Genomic DNA, 18,627 nt, shown 5'->3' with positions numbered 1-18,627 from the left:
CACCGGCGCGGTGGGCGGCAGGCCTGCCGCCGCGGCCGCCGCCACGGCGGGCCAGTCCATGCACCAGATGGCGAGCACCCGGGCCTCACCGCTCCGGCGGGCACCAGCACTGCCGGGCACCTCAACCCCCCACGGCGCGCACGGGGCCGCCCGCCCTGCCGCGGCCCCGCATGGCCAACCGCACCTGGCCGATGCGCCCACACCCGGGCACCGGAGGTCCGGAACCCGCGCCGGTGATCTCGTAACCGCTGACCCGGGCGTCCAACCTGGCCGCCGCACCCGGCCAGTCGCCACCGGTCACCAGCAGCGTGCACTGGCGCTGGCGTGCCCGCGCCGTCACCGCCCGCGCGCGGGTGGGCGCCACCGTCCGCCCACCCAGGCTCAGCACTACCAGGTCCAGGCCGTCCATCAGGACGGCGGTCACCTCGACGGCGTCGACGCCCGGGTCCGGGATCACCGCGAGACGGCTCAGGTCGGCCCCCATCTCGACGGCTGCCAGCAGCCCGACGTCGGGCATGCCGACGATGGCGGCATGCCCGCCGGCCGCCGTCACGGCCGCGACCATGCCGAGCAGCAGCGAGCGCGCGCCCGAGACCACCGCCACCGTCCCCTTCGGCAACGGCTCCACCAGCAGATCGGACACCGATTCCGGGACCGGCAGCAAACTTTCCGAGTCAGGGAGGAGCGCCCGTCGCGCCAAGGGTGCCGCCTGCGGCGACGCCGTCCTGGCGGTACCCTTGCCGGACATCGCCGCTATCTTGCGGCGCAGCTGTTCTACCTGTTCAGCACGGTTTTGGGGAAGTGAACGCAGGCTTGCCACGGTTGCCACGAGAGCACCTCCCACACCATTCGCACCACACGCCTCATCGAACGTGTGTTCGATGTCTTGAGTAAACACGCGCCCTCCGACAATCGTCAAGCGCGACCGCGGCCGAGGGCGACGCCACCCAGAGCGCGAAGCTGTGCGATGACTGTGCGCCGTATGGCGTGGTGGGATAGAGTTTTGATCACCAGAACCACTTCGGGAGGGACTGGTGTGCGACCCCGAGTTCTCCAGTTCACGACGGGACGTGCGGGATCGTTCAGCGATCTGCCGAAGATCACGTATTGGCTACTCGGGGATAGTTAAGGAACGAAGACCATGATGTCGAATCGTCTGGCCCGTCGCGTCGCGGCAGCCGTGGGCGGCACCGCAATCGTCGCGATGATCGGACTCACCGCGGCCTGCGGCTCCAGCGAGGAGAAGGCCCCCGAAACCTCGACGACCACCACGACGACCACGACGGCTCCCCCGGTGTCGCCCACCGAGAAGTCGATCAACCCCACCGGCGGCAACCTGTTCACGCCCCCGGTGAAGGCCCCGCCGGCTCCGACCGCGATCCCCGGCGACAACTGACGTCGGTGAACCCCGGGAGTCCTCGCGACTCCCGGGGCACCGTCACCGCAGTCACCGCACCAACCCAGTGGCCCTGATGCCATTGCCCACTCCAGAACCGGCCATCGCAGAACCGGCCCTCGCCGCGTCGGGTCGGCGTTCTCACCGAGAACGCCGAGTCCTGGCGGCGATCACCCTCGTCGTGCTGCTCCTGGCCGCCGACATCCGGGGCGCCCCCACCCTCGACGGACCACGCGTCATCGACGGACCCTTCGCGCTGCTGCTGGCCGCCTCGACGGACCTCGGTCCCGCGCGCGGCGACCACGTCCAACTCACCGCCTCCCTGAGCACCACCCGGCGGCCGGACGCGCTCATCTCCTGGGCCCACACCCACGGCCTCGCCGTACAGTGGCGTCCCGGCGACGACTGGGCGGTACTCGAAGGTCGACCCGAGGCGGTCTCCGCCGCCTTCGACGTCGACGTACACGACTACCGCGGCAAGCGCGGCCAGGAGTTCTACGCCTCCCCGCAGCAACCCCTGGTGCCGCCCACCACCGGCTCCGAGGTCACCGAGCTGGGCCGCATCCTCAGCTACACCCCGCACCACACGTCCCGCCCCCACGAGCTGCCCCTCGACGTGCCCGATCGCGGTCTGGACCCGGCCGGTCTGCTCAACACCTACAACGTGACCCCGCTGACCCGCGCCGGGTTCACCGGGGCCGGGCAGACCGTCGTGATCTTCGCGTTCGACGGCTTCGAACAGTCCGACCTCGACACGTTCGCCGACACCTTCGGCCTCCCTCGGTTCACCCCCGTCGTGGTGGGCGGCATGCCCGGCAACGCCCGCGGCGAGCTGACGATGGACCTCGAGGTGGCCCATGCCGTGGCGCCTGCCGCCACCAAGGTGGTGGTCAACGCCCGCCCGACGGTGGAGGGCGAGGGCGGTTACGTCAAGATCGCCCAGATGCTGGAGGACACCGACAGGAGGTTCCCCGGCGCGGTGTGGAGCTTCTCCATCGGATGGGGCTGCGACAAGCTGCTGACGGCCGCCGATCTCGCGCCGGTGCGTTCGGCGCTGGCCGCCGCCCACGCCAACGGCACCAGCTCCTTCAACGCCAGCGGCGACCTCGCCGGGCTGGAGTGCCGCGGGGGCGACGACTGGGACTCGCCCCCCGGGGACAGCGACGTCGGCTTGGACTCGGTGGCCTCGCTGCCCGAGATGACGAGCGTCGGAGGGACCACCCTGTCCACCGCCGCCGACGGCCGCTGGCTGGCCGAGCAGGCCTGGTTCGACGTGCCGCTGACCCAGGGCACCGGCGGCGGCGTCTCGGCCCTGTTCCCCACCCCCGCCTATCAGGAGGGGGTGTCGGGATCCGTTGCGCCCGAACGCAGCAACGGCATGCGCATGACACCCGACGTCGCCGCGGTCGCCGACCCCTTCACCGGGGTGAAGATCGTGCTCAACGGTGACGTGGTGGTCGGCGGCGGCACGTCGCAGTCGGCACCCCTCTGGGCGGGGATGGCAGCCGTCATGAACCAGTTCCTGATCGCGAACGGCGGCACCGCGATGGGTGAGATGAACCCCCTGCTCTACCGCATCGCGCGCGGCGCGCCCCTGCCGGCGTTCCGGGACGTCCGCCTCGGCGGCAACGCCGTGGACACCTCCGGGCCCGGTTACGACCTGGTGACCGGGCTGGGCACCCCCGACGTCGACAACCTGGCCAGGGACATCCTGGTCCTCCAGCGGGTCCTGCCGTGACCCCACACCCGAACCGACTGCGCACGAACAGAAGAAGCACGCGATGACCACAGACGACACGGGCACCGACACCGCCGACCGGGGACCGCGGATGGAATGCGACGTCTGCCAGATGGACGTCCCCGCAGGCAACTTCTGCGGCTGGTGCGGGGATCACCTGGACCAGCACGAGCACGAGGGCCCGAAGTGGTTGCGCATGAAGGCGTTCAGCGCCTCCCCCGGCGAGCACCTGCTCAAGCCCAACATCGCCAGCTCGCTGTTCCCCCAGCTGTCGCCGACGTCCAGGACGCCGTTCCTCATCGGGCTGACCCTGCTGTTCCTCACGCTGCTGGCGGCGACGTTCTTCCGGCTCCCCGCCGCCCTGGTCACCGTCGCCGCCCTCGGACTGCCGCTGCTGTTCCTGATCTACCTGCAAGAGGCCGACGCGCACCGGGACATCCCCTCGGCCACACTGGTGATCACCGCGGCACTGGGCATCGGCATCGGCGTCGGTTGGGTGCTGCTCACCGGAGAGATGGTCGCCAACGCCTACGACGTGCCCCTGGGCGCCGGGATCGCCGCCTCGCGGGTGATCCGCGAGGGACTGGGCGTCCCCCTCGGCGGCATGCTGCTGATGCTCGCACCCGCCGTGATCGTCCGGTTGGTACGGCCCGGCCCGCGTGAGGCGATGGACGGCTTCGGCCTCGGCGCCCTGGGCGCACTGATGTTCACGGCCGCCGCGACGCTCACACGGCTGGCCCCGCAGTTCGGCGCGGGCATGGTGGCCCGCTCGCGGCCGATGAACGGTCTCATGGTCGAGGCGGGCATCCGGGGCATCGCGGTGCCGCTGACCGCTGCGTGCGTCGGCGGCCTCATCGGCACCGCACTGTGGTTCACCCGCCCCGCCAACAAGAAGCAGCACGGCCGCAACTACGTGCGGCTGGCCCTGGTGGTGATGGGCGTGGCCGTCATCGGCATCTACGCGGGCCTCGGTCTGATCGACGTCGCGCAGGTGCCGCAGTACGTCCAGCTGGCCGTGCACCTGCTCATCTCCGCGATCGCCCTGCTCGCGTTGCGGGTGGGTCTGCACCTGGCGCTCATCCACCAGGAGCACGACGAGGTCGACGAGGACGCACCCATCCACTGCCCGTTCTGCGGGCACGTGGTGCCGGACATGGCGTTCTGCGTCGCGTGCGGTGCGGCCATGCGGGCCGCCTCCCGCACGTCGCGCCAAGCCCGGCGGGAGTCCCGGCCGGTGCGGATCGACCCGGAGCCGGACACCCCATGACGACGACGATGACGAGCGTCGCCCCAGGGTTCTCGCGGTACGCGGGCACCTACGAGGTGGCCCAGCGTCCCAAGACCTCGCACCGCCACCTGGTGGTCGTGTGGGTCCTGGCCATCGCCGTGGTCGCGGCGGGGCTGGTCGGACTGTCGGGGGCGATCGAGAAGCCGTCGGCCCGCTACGTCTGCCCGCCGGACTGCGGAACGCCTCCCATTGGCGAGCCCGTCATGATCAACCCGCGGTTCACGGCGCCCGACGGGTCGTTCTCGGTGGCCTATCCCGCCCCCGGATCGGCCTACCGGGTCTCGCAGAAGGCCAACGGCATCACCGCCGAACTGGTCGCCGGTGACGGCGGCACGCTGCAACTGGTCAGCGAACCCGCCCGGGGCCGCGCCCCGCGTGACATCGCCTACCAACTGGTGCGCACGTCGATCCCGGACTTCAAGACCGCCTACGAGATCCCCAACACCATGGTGGGCTACCAACCCGGCTTCGGCATGGCGCTCGACTGCTGGCCGCAGGGTGCGAACTCGAGCTACACGCGGATGCGCGTGTTGATCATGGTGGCCGTGAAGAACGACCTCGCGCTGGTGGCCGCCGCGCTGGGCCCCTATCACGCCTTCGGTCCCGACTTCGGTTCCGGCAAGCCGTCGGCGGCCAACCTCCAGATCGCCCTCGACATGGGCAAGTACGTCAACAGCTTCGCCTGGCAGGGCGATCCGGCGCGCTGAACGAAACCACGGGGTTTCCGGGGGCCCGCAACCCGTCCGGGCCGCTTGAATGGGTGCAGCACATCGCCTCGACGACCTAGGGGAAGCCATGAGTTCGCACCAGTCCATCACCGTCCTCGGCGCGACGGGCATGATCGGCGCCCAGGTCGTCGACCTGCTCACCGCAGCCGGCCACCGGGTGACGGCCGCGTCGCGCTCGTCGGGTGTCGACGTGTCCACCGGAGCCGGGCTCGCGGATGCGATGGCCGGCGCCGACGCCGTGATCGACGTGCTGAACTCACCCACCTTGGAGGACGATCCCGCCCTGGAGTTCTTCACCACATCGGCCACCAACGTGCTGTCCGCGGCGCGGGAGGCGGGGGTGGCGCACTACGTGCTGCTGTCGATCGTCGGAGTGGACGGACTCACGGGCAACGGTTACCTCCGGGGCAAGACCGTCCAGGAGGACGTGGCCGCGTCGTCGACCGTGCCGTACAGCATCGTGCGCGCCACCCAGTTCCACGAGTTCACCGCGGGCATCGCCGAATCGCTCGTCGGCGACGGCGAGGTGCGGGCCCCCGATGCGTTGATCCAACCGATCGCCTCGGCCGACGTCGCCGGCGTCCTCGCCCGCGTGGCCACCGGACCGGCCCGCAACGGCGTGCACGACCTCGGCGGACCCGAGAAGATGACGTTCGCCGAGATGGCCCGCACCGTGCTGTCGCACCAGGGTCGCGAGCTGCCCGTCGTGGTCGACCCCGCGGCGACGTACTTCGGCACGCCCGTGCAGCGCACCAGCCTGGTCACCGGCGACGACGCGGAACTCGCGCCGACCAGGCTCGCCAGCTGGCTGGCCCGTCAGTGACGGCCGCCGACGTCCTGGTGACCGGCGGGACGGGATATCTCGCCGGACGTCTCATCGCGACGCTGCTGGGCGACGGGCACGCGGTGCGCGCCACCGTCCGCTCTCTCGACCGCGCCGGCGCGATCCGAGAGGGTCTGCGCGCCAACGGAATCGACGACACCGGCCTGGAGGTGGTCGCCGCCGACCTCACCAGCGACGAGGGCTGGGACCTCGCGATGCAGGGGTGCACCTACGTGCAACACGTCGCCTCGCCGTTTCCGGCCCGCCAGCCACGCGACGAAGACGAGGTGATCCGCCCCGCCGTCGACGGCACCGTGCGGGTGTTGGCCGCCGCGCGGCAGGCGGGCGTGCGGCGCGTCGTGTTCACGTCGTCGTTCGCCGCGATCGGCTACAGCCCCAAGCCCGACGGCACACCGTACGACGAAACCGACTGGACCGATCCCACCGACGAGGTGGGACCCTACGTGCGGTCGAAAACGCTTGCCGAGCGCGCGGTCTGGGACTTCTGCGAGCACCATCCCGACGCCCCCGAGATCGCCGTGGTCAACCCCGTGGGCATCTTCGGGCCCGCGTTGGGCGCCGACCACGGAACGTCGGTCGGCATCATCGCGAACCTCCTCGAAGGGAGGCCCGCGGTGCTTCCGCACGCGTCCTTCGCGGTGGTCGACGTGCGCGACGTCGCCGCGCTGCTGCGCACCGCCATGGTCCACGACGCCGCGGCAGGCCGGCGGTTCCTGGCGGCGGCCGGCCAGCCCGTCACGCTGCCGTGGATCGCCGACGTCCTGCGCTCGCGGCTGGGCGCCGCGGCCGCGCACGTCCCCGTCGAGACGATCGACGACGACCTGGTGCGTCAGGCCACCACGGAGACACCCGAACTCGAGGCGTTCGTCGGCCTGCTGGGGCCGCCCAAACGGCTCGTCACCACCACGGCGACCGAGGTTCTGGGCTGGCGACCCCGCCCCATCGAGGACACCCTCGTCGACACCGCGCGAGGCATCCTCGGTCAGGGCGCCCAGCGCGCGCGCCTGCGGTAGCCGTCGATGGCGGCCTGCCAGCGCAGCCGGTCGTCGTAGCGGGTGCAGGACACCAGCGTCGCGATGGTCGCGGCACCGCGTACCGGATCCAGTCGAGCCGCCAACGGGCTCTCGTCGACGACGATCCAATAGGCATCGTCGGTGCGCGCCGCGAACGCCGCGCCGTCCTCGTAGCGCAGCACCAGGTCGACGTCGCCGAACCGCGCGCGCCAGTCATACCCGGCCGGATGCCGCTCGATCGCCATCACGGGAGTGGTCATCGAAACCCCTTCGTACGTCGGTGGTCACAGTCAAGCAGCGGCCACCGACAACTCCCTCCGACGTCAGCCCGTCGGCTGCACCACGCTGGTGTCGGGGACGTGGGTGCGCAGCGCCCACTGGAACGCGTGCCAGGCCGCCACCTCGTCGTAGGTGGCCTTGGCGCGGCGGGCGGACTCGGCGCTGATCGGGTGGCCGGCCCCCGCCTTGAGCTGCACCTCGGCGCAGCGCTCCATCAGCAGGAAGAAGCCGACGGCCGAGTCGACCGAGCGACCCACCGTGAGCAGGCCGTGATTGCGCAGGATGACCCCCCGGTTGTCGGCCAGCGCCACCGCGATGCGCTTGCCGCCATCGGTCGAGAGCACCTGCACCTCCTCGTCGTCGAAGATCGCGTGGTCCTCGAAGAACGCGCAGGCCTCCTGGGAGATCGGTGCCAGCTCGGTCACCGTCGCCGAGAAGGGCGTGCCGTAGGGCGTGTGCGTGTGCACGGCCGACACCACCTCCGGGCGCGCGTCGTGGATGGGCGCATGGATGTAATACGCCGCGTCGTTGACGTGGCCGCCCCCGACCACCGAACCATCGGGGGCCACCAGCACGAGGTCGTCGACCGTGACGTGGCGAAACGGCACGCCGTACCGGGCCAGCCAAAAGTGGTCGGGCTGCTCGGGGTCGCGCGCCGAGACGTGGCCGTCGCCCAGCAGGCCCCAGTTCAGCGCGCCCAGCACGCGGTAGGCCAGCGCCAGCCGGCCCAGCAGATGCTCGCGGTGTCGCACCGGATCGTCGAACGTGGGCTCGCCGACGGCGGGGTCCAGATGATCGAATCGCACGCTGCTGAAGGCCACGTCGGCCACGATACTCAGACCGCGACGACCAGGCGGCGGTGCGGCTGCCGCCGCGTCGCGGGGGCCGTCGGCCAGCGCCCAAGCGCGCGTGCGCCGCCGAACCCGTCGGCTTCCCACGAGCCTCCGCAGAGACGGTTAGCTAGGGTAACCTTTCGGGAATGGATCTCGGTCCCTGGGGCGTGTTGACGATCATTGCCGCTGTCGCCGAATTGTTCTTCGGCGCCTGCGTGTTCCGCTACGTCACCCGACTGGAGCGGCGCGGGTCGCACCCCATGGGCGAGCAGGTGGGCGCGCACAAGGCCGTGCTGGCCAAGGTGCGCAAGCGCGAGCCGCTGACCGCCGAGGAGGCGGACTACGCCCGAGAACTCGTCGACGACGCCCGGGCACCGCTGGCGTACGCCATCCCGGCGGCACTGTTCACCACCGGCTTCTTCTACGTGGTCGGGTGCCTGTTCATGCTGCACCTCGACGGCGGGCACCCGTCGTTCCGGACGTTCATCGGGGGCATCCCGATGCTGACGTCGATGAACATCGCCAACCAGCTACGCCGGGTCGCCGTGTTGCGCGACCGGTTGCCCCGCACCCGGCACGACGTCGCGGTACCCGCCTGACGGGCGGCGGCGCACGTTCAGGGGCCACCAGAACCACCGGCCCAGCAGCGCCGCCACCGCAGGCGTCATGAACGATCGCACGATCAACGTGTCGAACAGCAGACCCAGCGCGATCGTGGTGCCGATCTGCCCGAGGATCCGCAGATCCGCGAAGATGAACGACGCCATGGTGGCCGCGAACACCAGCCCCGCCGCCGTCACCACCGCCCCAGACCCGGCCATCGCCCGGATGATGCCGGTCTTCAGCCCGGCATGGATCTCCTCCTGGAACCGGGAGATCAACAGCAAGTTGTAGTCCGAGCCGACCGCCAACAGCAGGATGATGGCCAGCGCCAACACGATCCAGAACAGCTCGATGCCCAACAGGTCCTGCCAGATGAGCACCGACAGCCCGAAGGACGCCCCGAGCGACAACGCGACGGTGCCCACGATGACGATCGCCGCGACGATGCTGCGGGTGATGAACATCATGACGAGCAGGATCAGCGTCAGCGCCGCGATCCCGGCGATCATCAGGTCGTACGTGGCGCCGTCCTGGATGTCCTTGTAGGTGGCCGCGGTTCCGGCGATGAAGATCTTCGACCCCGCCAGGGGCGTGCCCTTGATCGCCCCCTGGGCCGCATGCCGGATGGCGTCGATGTGCGAGATCCCCTCGGGCGTCGCGGGATCCCCGTCGTGGGTGATGATCATGCGGGCGGCCCGCCCGTCCGGTGACAGGAACAGCTTCAAGCCGCGCTGGAACTCGGGGTTGGTGAACGCCTCTGGAGGCAGGTAGAACGAGTCGTCGGTCTGGGAGGCGTCGAACGCCTGGCCCAGCGCCGTCGCGTTCCGCAGCGCCGCCTGCGTCTGATCGTCGATACCGGACGTGGTCGCATAGTTGGTCAGCGTCAGGTCGCGATTGGTCTGCTGATCGGCGATCTGCGGCGGGATCACGGCCAGCAGTTTGGGCTGCAGCGCGTCGAGTTGGGCGATGCTGCCCGCCACGCTCGCCAACTGGTCGGTGAGGGCGTCGATGCCGTCGAGGGCGTCGAACAGCGAGCGCAGCGCATGGCAGGCCGGGATGTCGAAACAATGCGGTTCCCAGTAGAAGTAGCTGCGCAGCGGCCGGAAGAAGTCGTCGAAGTCCGCGATCTCGTCGCGCAGCGTCTGCGCGGTGGCGACGGTGTCGGCGAACGCCTTGGCTTGTTCGTCGGTGATCGCCGCCGACTGCTGCTGCAGCGCGAACTGTTGCCGCAGCAGGTTGATCGAGTCGTTGATGACCGCCACCTGCTTGAGCAGATCGGCGCCGCGCGCCTGCTGAAAGGGGAGGTTGTTGAGCTGCGAGGCACTGCCCGCGCTGATCTGGAACGGGATCGACGAGTGCTCCAACGGCGTGCCGAGGGGCCGCGTGATCGACTGGACCAGCGCGATGCCGTCGGTGTGGAAGACGGCCTTGGCGACCCGCTCCAGCAAGATCATGTCCGTCGGATTGCGCAGGTCGTGGTCGGCCTCGAGCATCAGCAGCTCCGGGTTCAGCCGCGCCTGGGTGAAGTGGCGCTCCGCCGCGGTGTACCCGACGTTGGCGGGCGCCGTCGCCGGCAGGTAGGGCCGCGCGTCGTAACTCGTCTCGTAGGCGGGCAGCGAGAGCAGACCGATGAGCGCGATCGCCACCGTCGCGACGAGGATCGGCGCGGGCCAGCGCACGATCGCCGTGCCGATGCGCCGCCAGCCCCGCGTCCGCATCGGCCGCGCGGGCTCGAACAGGCCGAAGTGCCTGCCGATCAGCAGCAGTGCCGGCGCCAGGGTCAGCGCCGCGATCACGGCGACCAGGACGCCGATGCCCGCGGGCACGCCCAGGCTGTTGAAGTACGGCAGCCGGCAGAAGGTCAGGCACAGCACGGCGCCGGCGATGGTGACGCCCGACCCCAGGATGATGTGGGCGGTGCCGCGATAGGTGGTGGTGAACGCCGCGACGCGGTCCTGCCCCGCGTACCGCGCCTCGTGGAACCGGCCGAGGATGAAGATGGCGTAATCGGTGCCCGCGGCGATCACCAGCAGCGTCAGCAGGTTCGTCGAATAGGTCGACAGCTCGATGATGCCGGCGTTCGCCAACACGGCGACGACGCCGCGGGAGGCGGTCAGCTCGATCATCACCGTGAAGATCACGAAGAACACCGTGGTGAGCCTGCGATACAGCGCGAACAACATCACCGCGATGACGCCGATGGTGATCAGCGTGGTCTTGAGCGTGCCCTGCCTGCCCACCTCGAACTGGTCGGTGACCAGGGGCGCGGCGCCGGTGACGTAGGCGTGCACACCGGGCGGGGGCGGATTGTCCGCGACGATGCGGCGCACCGAGTCCACGGATTCGTTGGCCAGCGACTCCCCCTGGTTGCCCGCGAGGTACAGCTGGACCAGGGCCGCCTTGCCGTCCTGGCTCTGTGAGCCCGCCGCCGTCAGCGGGTCGCCCCAGAAGTCCTGCACGTGCTGGACGTGCGCGGTGTCGGCTTCGAGCTTCTTCACCAGGCCGTCGTAGTAGTGATGGGCGTCGGCGCCGAGGGGCTCGTCGCCCTCGAGGACGATCATCGCCGAACTGTCCGAGTCGAACTCGTCGAACACCTTGCCGATCTGCTTGCTGGCCAGCAGCGAGGGCGCGTCCTGCGGGCTCAGCGAGACGTTGTGCGCCTCGGCGACCGTCTCCAGCTGCGGCACGAAGACGTTGGTCAGCACCGCCAGCAGGAGCCAGAACAGGGCGATGAGGACCGAGAACCGACGGATGAGACCGGGCACCGCGGCGGTCGAGAACCGCCCACTGGTCGAAACCCGCTGCATCCGTGCACCTTCCATCAGCGGCGACAGGCTCGACGGCGAACAGTCCCGTAGCGAGGCTAATCAAGTAGGTTGACGGTACGACACGGCGCGGGTGTGCACAACACCCGCCGCGAGGGGGTCGGGCGCGGGGTCTACTCCTCGCTGCGGCCCGCCATGGTGGTGTAGTCCTCCTGCACCGTTTCGCCGTGCTGGTTGACGATCCGACTGCGAATCGTCAGCACGTCGGCGCCGAACGCCTGACGCAGCGAGTCGAGGCGGATGTGGCAGTACAGCCGGTCGCCGGCCTTGACGGGGCGCATCATCGTCAACCCCTGTTCGGCTTGGACGAGCTTCTCCTCGGCGATCGGGATGCCGGCGTGCTCGAAGAACGCCAGTTGCGCCTTGAGCCCGAAGATGGCGATGAACGTCAACGGGGCCAGGATGGCGTCGTGCCCGAGCGCGCGGGCCGCCTCCTCCTCGAAGTACGCGGCATCCTCGTGCTTCACCGCGGCGGCGTACTCACGGATCTTCTCGCGCTCCACCTCGAAGTAGTCGGGGTAGACGTAGGTCATGCCGACGATGTCGGGTGAGAGGGCCATACCTGCGAACCTAGCCGTCCGGCGGCACGCCGGACGCGCGGTCGGTGCGGCGGTGGATAATGCCCCCGTGTCGGTAGCGCGGGTGACGAGGTGACGAGTGGGGAGCCGCTGTCCGATCGCTACGACCTCGGCGAGGTGCTCGGAATCGGCGGCATGTCCGAGGTGCATCGCGCCCGTGACCTGCGCCTGAACCGTGACGTGGCGGTCAAGCTGCTGCGTCTGGAACTGGCCCGCGATCCCGTGGCCTACCTGCGCTTCCGCCGCGAGGCCCAGCACACCGCGGCGCTGAACCACCCGTCGATCGTCGCCATCCACGACACCGGTGAGGCGAACACCGCCGACGGACCGGTGCCCTACATCGTCATGGAGTACGTCGCCGGCCGCACGCTGCGCGACATGCTGCGCGACGCCGGACCCGTCGACGTCGGCCAGGCCCTCGGCATCGTCGCCGACGCCTGCGAGGCCCTCGACTTCAGCCATCGCCACGGCATCGTGCACCGCGACGTCAAGCCGGCCAACATCATGGTGTCCGCGTCGGGGGTCGTGAAGGTGATGGACTTCGGCATCGCCCGCACCCTCGGCGACACCGGCGGCCGCCTCACCCAGACCGCCGCCGTCGTGGGCACCGCGAACTACCTGTCCCCCGAACAGGCGACGGGGGCCAAGGCCGATGCCCGCTCCGACGTGTACGCGTTGGGCTGCGTGCTGTACGAACTGCTCACCGGCAAGTCGCCGTTCCTCGGTGACACGCCCGTCGCCGTGGCCTACCAGCACGTCCGCCAGAAGCCGTCCCCGCCATCCGCCCGGCGCGCCGCCGTCGGCCCGGACGTCGACGCCGTCGTCCTCAAGGCGTTGGCGAAGAAGCCCGAATCCCGCTATCAGAGCGCCGAGGAGATGCGCGCCGATCTGCTGCGCGTGCGGGCAGGTGCGGCGCCGCAGGCGGCCCCGCACCCCGGTGACCACCTCGGCGACGACCACGGCGGCGACCACCTCGGCGGCGACGACCACGACGGCGACGTCGGCCACCACATCCGGGACCGCGACGACGTCGACCGCATCCGCGGCGGCGGCGACGGCGCCCCCACGGCCACCACCCCCCTGGCCCCCGTGGCCGCCACCTCCCCCGGCCGTCGCCGGCGCTGGCTCGCCGCAGGCGCGGTGGCGGCCGTCATCGCACTGGTGAGCGCCCTCGTCATCGGCATCAACGCCGCGACCGGCGACGTCCGGGTGCCCAACGTCCGCGACCTGTCCTACGACGAGGCCGCGGCGAAGCTCCGGACACTCGGCCTGTCGACGGCCCGCGACGAGGCCAGCGACCCCGACGTGTCCGCGGGCCGGGTCGCCCGCACCGACCCGGCTGCGGACACGGAGGTGGCCGACGACGCGACCGTCACCATCGTGGTGTCCTCCGGTCCCGGCGACGTCGCGGTCCCCGACGTCTCGGGAACCAACGCCGACGCGGCCGTCGCGACGCTGAAGGCCAACGGCTTCGGCACCGTCCGCCAGACGCCCGGCGCCTCGACCCCCGAGCAGAAGGGCCTGGTCACCATGACCCTGCCGCCCGCGGGCGCCAAGGTCGCGACGACGGTACCCATCACGGTCGTGGTGGGCGCGGGCCCGCAGGACGTGCCGGTGCCCAACGTCGACGGCCAGACGGCCGACTCCGCGAGAACGGTGCTGACCGCGGCAGGCTTCACCAACGTCGTTCCCGTCCAGACCGACAGCACGCTGCCCGCAGGGCGCGTCATCGGCACCGACCCGCCCGCCGGCCAGGAAACCGCGGTGGACCAGGTGGTGCAGCTTCGCGTGTCGCTGGGCAACCAGATCGTGACGCCCTCGCTGCTCGGGATGTTCTACGCCGACGCGCTCAACCTGCTGAACGGACTGGGGCACACCGGGCCGTTCCTCAACGGAGGGGACGTCCCGGGCGCGCAGGACGGCGACAAGCACCGGGTGGTGCGCCAGGATCCGCCTGCGGGAACGCCCATCGGCAAGGGCGACGCGGTCACGGCCTACTACGGATCCTGACCGGGATCCAGACCAGGATCTCGTGCGGAATCCTGACCGGGAATCCTGAGCGCGTCGCGGTGCCCCCGCGTGGGCTCCACCGTTCACAGCAGCCACATTGTTAACATCACGCCGTGCGCGACCTGCCCGAACGCCCCGTGTCCCGGCGCGACGCCCTGCGCTACGCCACCGCGATCTCGGCACTCGCCGGCCTGGGCGCCACCGCCCTCGGCCCCACCGCGCCGCCGGCCGCGGCGGCGGCCCCCACGCTGATCGACTTCGCCGCCCGCCAGATTCCCGCCCAGGACATCCGGGCGGCAGGCCACGCCGGCGTGGTCAACTACGTCTCGATGTCACGCCCGGGCACCTCGTTCGGCGCCAAGCCCATCACCCGGCCCTACGCGCAGTCGCTCACCGCCGCGGGCCTGGTGATCGTCAGCAACTACCAGTACGGCAAGCCGGGCGGGTCCGCCCCGTCGGACTTCACCCGAGGCCAGGCCGGCGGGATCGCCGACGCGCGCGCCGGCTGGCAGCTGCACACGGCCGCAGGCGGCGGCCAGAGCGCGCCGATCTTCTTCAGCATCGACGAGGACATCGACCGCAACACGTGGAACACGTTGGCGCTCCCGTGGTTCCGCGGCATCAACTCCGTGCTCGGCGTGCAACGCACGGGCGTCTACGGCGGCATCGACGTGTGCCAGTGGGCTGCCGCCGACGGCGTCATCGGCAGTTCGTCGACCCCCGGCAAGCGCTGGGCGTGGCAGACCCGGGCTTGGTCCGGCAACCAGGTGCACCCCGCCGCCGTGCTGTACCAGCGGATCGTGAGCACCGCATCGAACCCCGGCCCGCTGGTCGGCGGATCCGAGGTCGACGTCAACGACGCGCTGGCCTCCGACGTCGGCCAGTGGAACCTGCACCCCTGACGTCGCGGCCATCGGCGATCGTCCCGGGGTGACCCCCGGCATGCCGGACCCCGGCGCGCTCCCGCTCACGGGACCGGTCACGTAACCACCCACCGTGCGATCCAGCGTGATCGTCGCGTCAACGCAGCGAGTCCGTGCATGTACGCGGCCGCCGCGATCGGTCAGCATCTTCTGTGGTGTCCCACGAGCAGGCGGCCTGCTCGCGCCCTGCGGCGTCCGAGACGGGCCACGCCAACGTCTGAGGCAGAAGACTGACTTGAGCAACACATCGCACCACGTCGAACGACACCGTCCCCGGGGATCGGCGATCCTGCGAAGGGGGTGGCTGGCCATCGTCACCGTGATCGCGCTGACCCTCGGCACGCTCGGCGTGTGGAAGGTGCACCAAGGGTCCGAACCAGGCCCGGTGCCAACGGTTCTCAGCGCGCAAGCGCCCGAACAGTTCACACCGAAGGAGCTGAGGTACGAGGTCTTCGGCACCCTCGACGGTGACGGCCTGTTGAGCTACGTCGACATCAATGGCCACCCGCACTCCGTCGCGTTGACCGAACTGCCGTGGTCGCATGCCGAGACCACGACGCTGACCGTCGTCTCCGGAAGCATCTCCGTGCAGGTCGACGGTGACGACGTGGGATGCCGCATGCTGGTCGACGGCGTGGTCCTCGACGAACAGTCCGCCACCCGCGACGACGCCGACGTCACCTGCCGGGTCAAGTCCGCATGAGCGCTCGTGGCCGCCGGCGCCCCCTCGTCGCGCGCACCGTGCGAGCGTTGGCCATCCCGATCATCGTGTTCTGGGCATTGGTGGCGGTCAGCACCAACACCTTCATCCCCCAGGTCGAACGCGTCGCCGAGGAACTCGCGGGCTCGATGATTCCCAGCTATGCGCCGTCGCAGGTCGCGATGCTGCGCATCGGGGAGAAGTTCCAGGAGTCCACGTCGACCAGTCTCACCATGGTGGTCCTCGAGGCCGACCGTCCCCTCGACGACGGCGATCATCGCTACTACGACGACCTGGTGGACCGACTCGAGGCCGACACCGAACACGTCCAGTACGTCATGGACCTGTGGGGGCGGTCGATCACCGCAGCCGGGGCCCAAAGCGTGGACGGCAAGGCCACTTTCGTGTTGTTGCGGCTGGCAGGCGACATCGGCCAGATCCAGGCGAACGAGTCGGTGGCCGCGGTGCGCCACGTCATCGACCACGACACCCCGCCTCCGGGGTTGAAGGTCTACGTCAGCGGCGCGGCGCCGTTGGCCTCCGACACGCTGTCGATCGCGAACTCGAGCCTGAACAACATCACGATCGTGACGATCTTCCTCATCGTCTTCATGCTGCTGCTGGTGTATCGCTCGGTGTCCTCACTGTTGGTGCCGCTGGCCAGCGTGCTGATCCTGATGCTGGTCGCCAAGGGTGTCGTGGCGACCCTCGGGCACCTCGGCGTCATCCCGCTGTCGTCGTTCGCGGTGAACATCGTGGTGGCGTTGACCCTCGGCGCCGGAACGGATTACGGGATATTCCTGCTCGGCCGATACCACGAGGCCCGCCAAGCCGGGGAGAGCCGCGAGGACGCCTACTACACCGCCTACCGCAGCGTCTCCCCCATCATCATCGGATCCGGCCTGACCATCGCCGGCGCCTGCTACTGCCTGAGCCTGGCTCGGCTGGACTACTTCCACACCATGGGTCCGGCCGTCGCCATCGGCATGATCTTCACCATCGCCGGCGCACTGACCCTGGGTCCGGCCCTGCTGACGCTGGGCAGCCTGTTCGGCATGTTCGACCCGCTGCGTCCGGCGAAGGGGCGGACCTACCGGCGCATCGGCACCAGCGTGGTGCGCTGGCCCAAACCCATCCTGGTGGCCAGTGCCGCGGTGGTGCTCGCCGGGGCGGTATTCGTGCCGACGTACCGCGTCAGCTACGACGACCGCGCGTACCAACCCCGCGACGCGTCGGCGAACGTCGGGTTTCAGGCCTCGGACCGCCACTTCCCCTCCAGCAAGCTGTTTTCCGAGATGTTGATGATCGAAAGCGATCACGACATGCGCAATTCGGCGGACTTCATCTCGCTGGACCGGGTTGCCAAGAGCCTCATCCGCCTACCCGGTGTCGCCATGGTGCAGAGCATCACCCGCCCGCTGGGCCGTCCCCTCGAACATGCCTCGATCCCGTACCTGTTCACCACGCAGGGCAGCGGCAGCGGCCAACAGCTGCCGTTCGCCGAACGACAGAATGCGAACACCGAGGAACAGGCCCAGATCCAACGACGCTCGGTCGAGGTGCTCCAGACCGTCATCGACCTGACCCAACGGATGTCCGAAGAACTGCACTCGACGGTGCTGACGCTGGAGAACCTCAAGCAGGTCACCGACGACGTCAACCAGGGAATCGCCAACCTCGACGACTTCTTGCGCCCGCTGAAGAGCTACTTCTATTGGGAACCGCACTGTTTCGGCATCCCGGCGTGCTGGGCGATGCGCTCGCTGTTCGACTCGCTCGACGGCATCGACGCCCTCGACGCCGAGATCGCGAACGCCGTCGTCTCGCTGGAAGCCGTGGACCGACTGTTGCCGCAGATGATCACCCAACTGGAGCGCATGATGGGGGACAGCCGTGCGCTGCTGGGGGTGGTCACCAACTCCTACGGACCGTCACACCTGCAGTCCACCCAAACCGGGCAGACCTACGAGGATCTGATCAACGTGGGCAACGACTTCGACGCATCCCGCAACGACGACTACTTCTACATCCCGCGTGAGGCGTTCGACAACGAGGACGTCAAGACCGGCATGGAGCTGATGATGTCACCCGACGGGCAGGCGGCCCGCTTCATCGTCACCCACGAGGGCAACGCGATGGGACCCGAGGGTATCGAGCACGTCGAAGCGTTCCCCGAGGCGATCAAGGCCGCGCTGAAGGAGACGTCGTTGGCCGGCGCGAAGATCTTCGTCGGCGGCGCAGCGTCGAACAACAAGGACATCAAGGCCTACGCCGCCTCGGATCTGATGATCGTCGCGATCGCCGCCTTCGTGCTGATCTTCCTGATCATGCTGTACCTCACCCGCAGCCTGGTGGCGGCCCTGGTCATTCCGGGCACCGTCGCATTCTCCTACGCGGGCGCCTTCGGCCTCTCGGTGCTGGTGTGGCAGCACCTGATCGGCTTGCACTTGCACTGGCTGGTGCTGCCGTTGACCTTCATCATCCTGGTCGCGGTCGGCTCGGACTACAACCTCTTGCTGATAGCCCGGGTCAAGGAGGAGACCGGAGCCGGGTTGAACACCGGTCTGATCCGGGCCTTGGGCAGCACCGGCGGGGTGGTCACCTCGGCGGGCGTGGTCTTCGCGATCACCATGCTGGCCATGCTCATCGGTGACTTGCGCACGATCGGTCAGGTCGGCTCCACGGTCTGCATCGGACTACTCATGGACACCCTCGTCGTGCGCTCGTTCATCGTGCCGTGCCTGCTGCGATTGCTCGGTCCGTGGTTCTGGTGGCCGACCTTGATCCGACAGCGCCCCCTCCGTCGGACCCGGCAGGCACTGTCGTGACCTCCGAGCAGTGGGGCGTCTGTGCACTCGTCGCGTTCGTG

17 protein-coding genes are annotated in these 18,627 nt (G+C 69.8%); 11 read left to right on the top strand and 6 right to left on the bottom strand.

Features of this window, described 5'->3' with window-relative positions; translation table 11 throughout:
• Together AC30CM_RS18060 and AC30CM_RS18055 are read right to left on the bottom strand one after the other, a co-directional pair.
• On the bottom strand, positions 1-120 hold a 120-nt coding region (locus AC30CM_RS18060), incomplete at its 3' end, for a hypothetical protein (RefSeq protein ID WP_490118280.1).
• A 1-nt stretch (position 121) separates the two neighbouring features.
• Positions 122-829 carry a hypothetical protein gene (locus AC30CM_RS18055; protein WP_490118275.1) on the bottom strand — a complete coding sequence of 236 codons (708 nt, stop codon included), beginning with the start codon at positions 827-829 and terminating at the stop codon, positions 122-124.
• A 312-nt stretch (positions 830-1,141) separates the two neighbouring features.
• Here AC30CM_RS18055 and AC30CM_RS18050 point away from each other — a divergent pair, with 312 nt between their 5' ends.
• The 6 genes from AC30CM_RS18050 (at position 1,142) to AC30CM_RS18025 (ending at position 7,007) form a co-directional block, all read left to right on the top strand.
• Entirely contained in the window at positions 1,142-1,396 is a 255-nt protein-coding gene (locus AC30CM_RS18050) for a hypothetical protein (RefSeq protein ID WP_490118274.1), read from the top strand.
• A gap of 76 nt (positions 1,397-1,472) precedes the next feature.
• Positions 1,473-3,134: a S53 family peptidase gene (locus AC30CM_RS18045; RefSeq protein ID WP_490118273.1), complete on the top strand. Its 1,662-nt coding sequence runs from the start codon at positions 1,473-1,475 to the stop codon at positions 3,132-3,134.
• 43 nt (positions 3,135-3,177) lie between these two features.
• A complete protein-coding gene (locus AC30CM_RS18040; protein ID WP_490118272.1) occupies positions 3,178-4,401 on the top strand; it encodes a zinc ribbon domain-containing protein in 1,224 nt (407 codons plus the stop codon).
• Between the two features lie 8 nt (positions 4,402-4,409).
• Positions 4,410-5,129: a hypothetical protein gene (locus AC30CM_RS18035; protein ID WP_490118271.1), complete on the top strand. Its 720-nt coding sequence runs from the start codon at positions 4,410-4,412 to the stop codon at positions 5,127-5,129.
• 88 nt (positions 5,130-5,217) lie between these two features.
• Positions 5,218-5,973 (top strand): SDR family oxidoreductase, encoded by a 756-nt coding sequence (locus AC30CM_RS18030; protein ID WP_490118270.1) that lies wholly within the window; start codon positions 5,218-5,220, stop codon positions 5,971-5,973.
• On the top strand, positions 5,970-7,007 hold the full coding sequence (locus AC30CM_RS18025; protein WP_490118269.1) for an NAD-dependent epimerase/dehydratase family protein: 1,038 nt from the start codon (positions 5,970-5,972) through the stop codon (positions 7,005-7,007). Before AC30CM_RS18030 ends, AC30CM_RS18025 begins: the two co-directional genes overlap by 4 nt.
• Here AC30CM_RS18025 and AC30CM_RS18020 read toward each other — a convergent pair.
• Positions 6,977-7,267, bottom strand: a complete 291-nt coding sequence (locus AC30CM_RS18020; protein WP_490118268.1) for a hypothetical protein — start codon at positions 7,265-7,267, stop codon at positions 6,977-6,979. The two genes, AC30CM_RS18025 and AC30CM_RS18020, sit on opposite strands and share 31 nt — an antisense overlap.
• A 63-nt stretch (positions 7,268-7,330) precedes the next feature.
• A complete protein-coding gene (locus tag AC30CM_RS18015; protein ID WP_490118267.1) occupies positions 7,331-8,107 on the bottom strand; it encodes a class II aldolase/adducin family protein in 777 nt (258 codons plus the stop codon).
• Positions 8,108-8,265: 158 nt separating this feature from the next.
• Between AC30CM_RS18015 and AC30CM_RS18010 the strand changes: the two genes are divergently transcribed.
• Positions 8,266-8,718 (top strand): hypothetical protein, encoded by a 453-nt coding sequence (locus AC30CM_RS18010; RefSeq protein ID WP_490118266.1) that lies wholly within the window; start codon positions 8,266-8,268, stop codon positions 8,716-8,718.
• Here AC30CM_RS18010 and AC30CM_RS18005 read toward each other — a convergent pair.
• Together AC30CM_RS18005 and hadA are read right to left on the bottom strand one after the other, a co-directional pair.
• Positions 8,650-11,529, bottom strand: a complete 2,880-nt coding sequence (locus tag AC30CM_RS18005) for an MMPL/RND family transporter (protein ID WP_490118265.1) — start codon at positions 11,527-11,529, stop codon at positions 8,650-8,652. The genes AC30CM_RS18010 and AC30CM_RS18005 overlap by 69 nt on opposite strands.
• A 131-nt stretch (positions 11,530-11,660) precedes the next feature.
• Entirely contained in the window at positions 11,661-12,107 is a 447-nt protein-coding gene (hadA, locus tag AC30CM_RS18000) for a (3R)-hydroxyacyl-ACP dehydratase subunit HadA (RefSeq protein ID WP_490118264.1), read from the bottom strand.
• Between the two features lie 90 nt (positions 12,108-12,197).
• On the opposite strand from hadA, the gene pknB reads away from it, so the two are divergent.
• The 4 genes from pknB to AC30CM_RS17980 all read left to right on the top strand — a co-directional run bounded on the left by pknB (position 12,198) and on the right by AC30CM_RS17980 (position 18,586).
• On the top strand, positions 12,198-14,135 hold the full coding sequence (gene pknB / locus AC30CM_RS17995; protein ID WP_490118263.1) for a Stk1 family PASTA domain-containing Ser/Thr kinase: 1,938 nt from the start codon (positions 12,198-12,200) through the stop codon (positions 14,133-14,135).
• Between the two features lie 137 nt (positions 14,136-14,272).
• Positions 14,273-15,037 carry a DUF1906 domain-containing protein gene (locus tag AC30CM_RS17990; RefSeq protein WP_490118279.1) on the top strand — a complete coding sequence of 255 codons (765 nt, stop codon included), beginning with the start codon at positions 14,273-14,275 and terminating at the stop codon, positions 15,035-15,037.
• Positions 15,038-15,293: 256 nt separating this feature from the next.
• The gene (locus AC30CM_RS17985; protein ID WP_490118262.1) at positions 15,294-15,761 is read left to right on the top strand and encodes an MmpS family transport accessory protein; all 468 of its coding nucleotides are present in this window, start codon (positions 15,294-15,296) and stop codon (positions 15,759-15,761) included.
• Positions 15,758-18,586: an MMPL/RND family transporter gene (locus AC30CM_RS17980; protein ID WP_490118261.1), complete on the top strand. Its 2,829-nt coding sequence runs from the start codon at positions 15,758-15,760 to the stop codon at positions 18,584-18,586. Before AC30CM_RS17985 ends, AC30CM_RS17980 begins: the two co-directional genes overlap by 4 nt.
• Positions 18,587-18,627 lie beyond the last annotated feature (41 nt).

The sequence above is a fragment of the Mycobacterium sp. DHQP2018-32-09 genome (assembly GCF_058148405.1).
The sequence above is the reverse complement of the archived record's forward strand: the minus strand, read 5'-3'. Positions and strand labels throughout refer to the sequence as shown.

Bases quoted from the DNA above. Each gene is read 5' to 3' on its own strand.
- AC30CM_RS18050 (WP_490118274.1), top strand. From the start codon at position 1,142: ATGATGTCGAATCGTCTGGCCCGTCGCGTCGCGGCAGCCGTGGGCGGC.
- AC30CM_RS18045 (WP_490118273.1), top strand. From the start codon at position 1,473: ATGCCATTGCCCACTCCAGAACCGGCCATCGCAGAACCGGCCCTCGCC.
- AC30CM_RS18040 (WP_490118272.1), top strand. From the start codon at position 3,178: ATGACCACAGACGACACGGGCACCGACACCGCCGACCGGGGACCGCGG.
- AC30CM_RS18035 (WP_490118271.1), top strand. From the start codon at position 4,410: ATGACGAGCGTCGCCCCAGGGTTCTCGCGGTACGCGGGCACCTACGAG.
- AC30CM_RS18030 (WP_490118270.1), top strand. From the start codon at position 5,218: ATGAGTTCGCACCAGTCCATCACCGTCCTCGGCGCGACGGGCATGATC.
- AC30CM_RS18020 (WP_490118268.1), bottom strand. From the start codon at position 7,267: ATGACCACTCCCGTGATGGCGATCGAGCGGCATCCGGCCGGGTATGAC.
- AC30CM_RS18010 (WP_490118266.1), top strand. From the start codon at position 8,266: ATGGATCTCGGTCCCTGGGGCGTGTTGACGATCATTGCCGCTGTCGCC.
- AC30CM_RS18005 (WP_490118265.1), bottom strand. From the start codon at position 11,529: ATGCAGCGGGTTTCGACCAGTGGGCGGTTCTCGACCGCCGCGGTGCCC.
- hadA (WP_490118264.1), bottom strand. From the start codon at position 12,107: ATGGCCCTCTCACCCGACATCGTCGGCATGACCTACGTCTACCCCGAC.
- AC30CM_RS17980 (WP_490118261.1), top strand. From the start codon at position 15,758: ATGAGCGCTCGTGGCCGCCGGCGCCCCCTCGTCGCGCGCACCGTGCGA.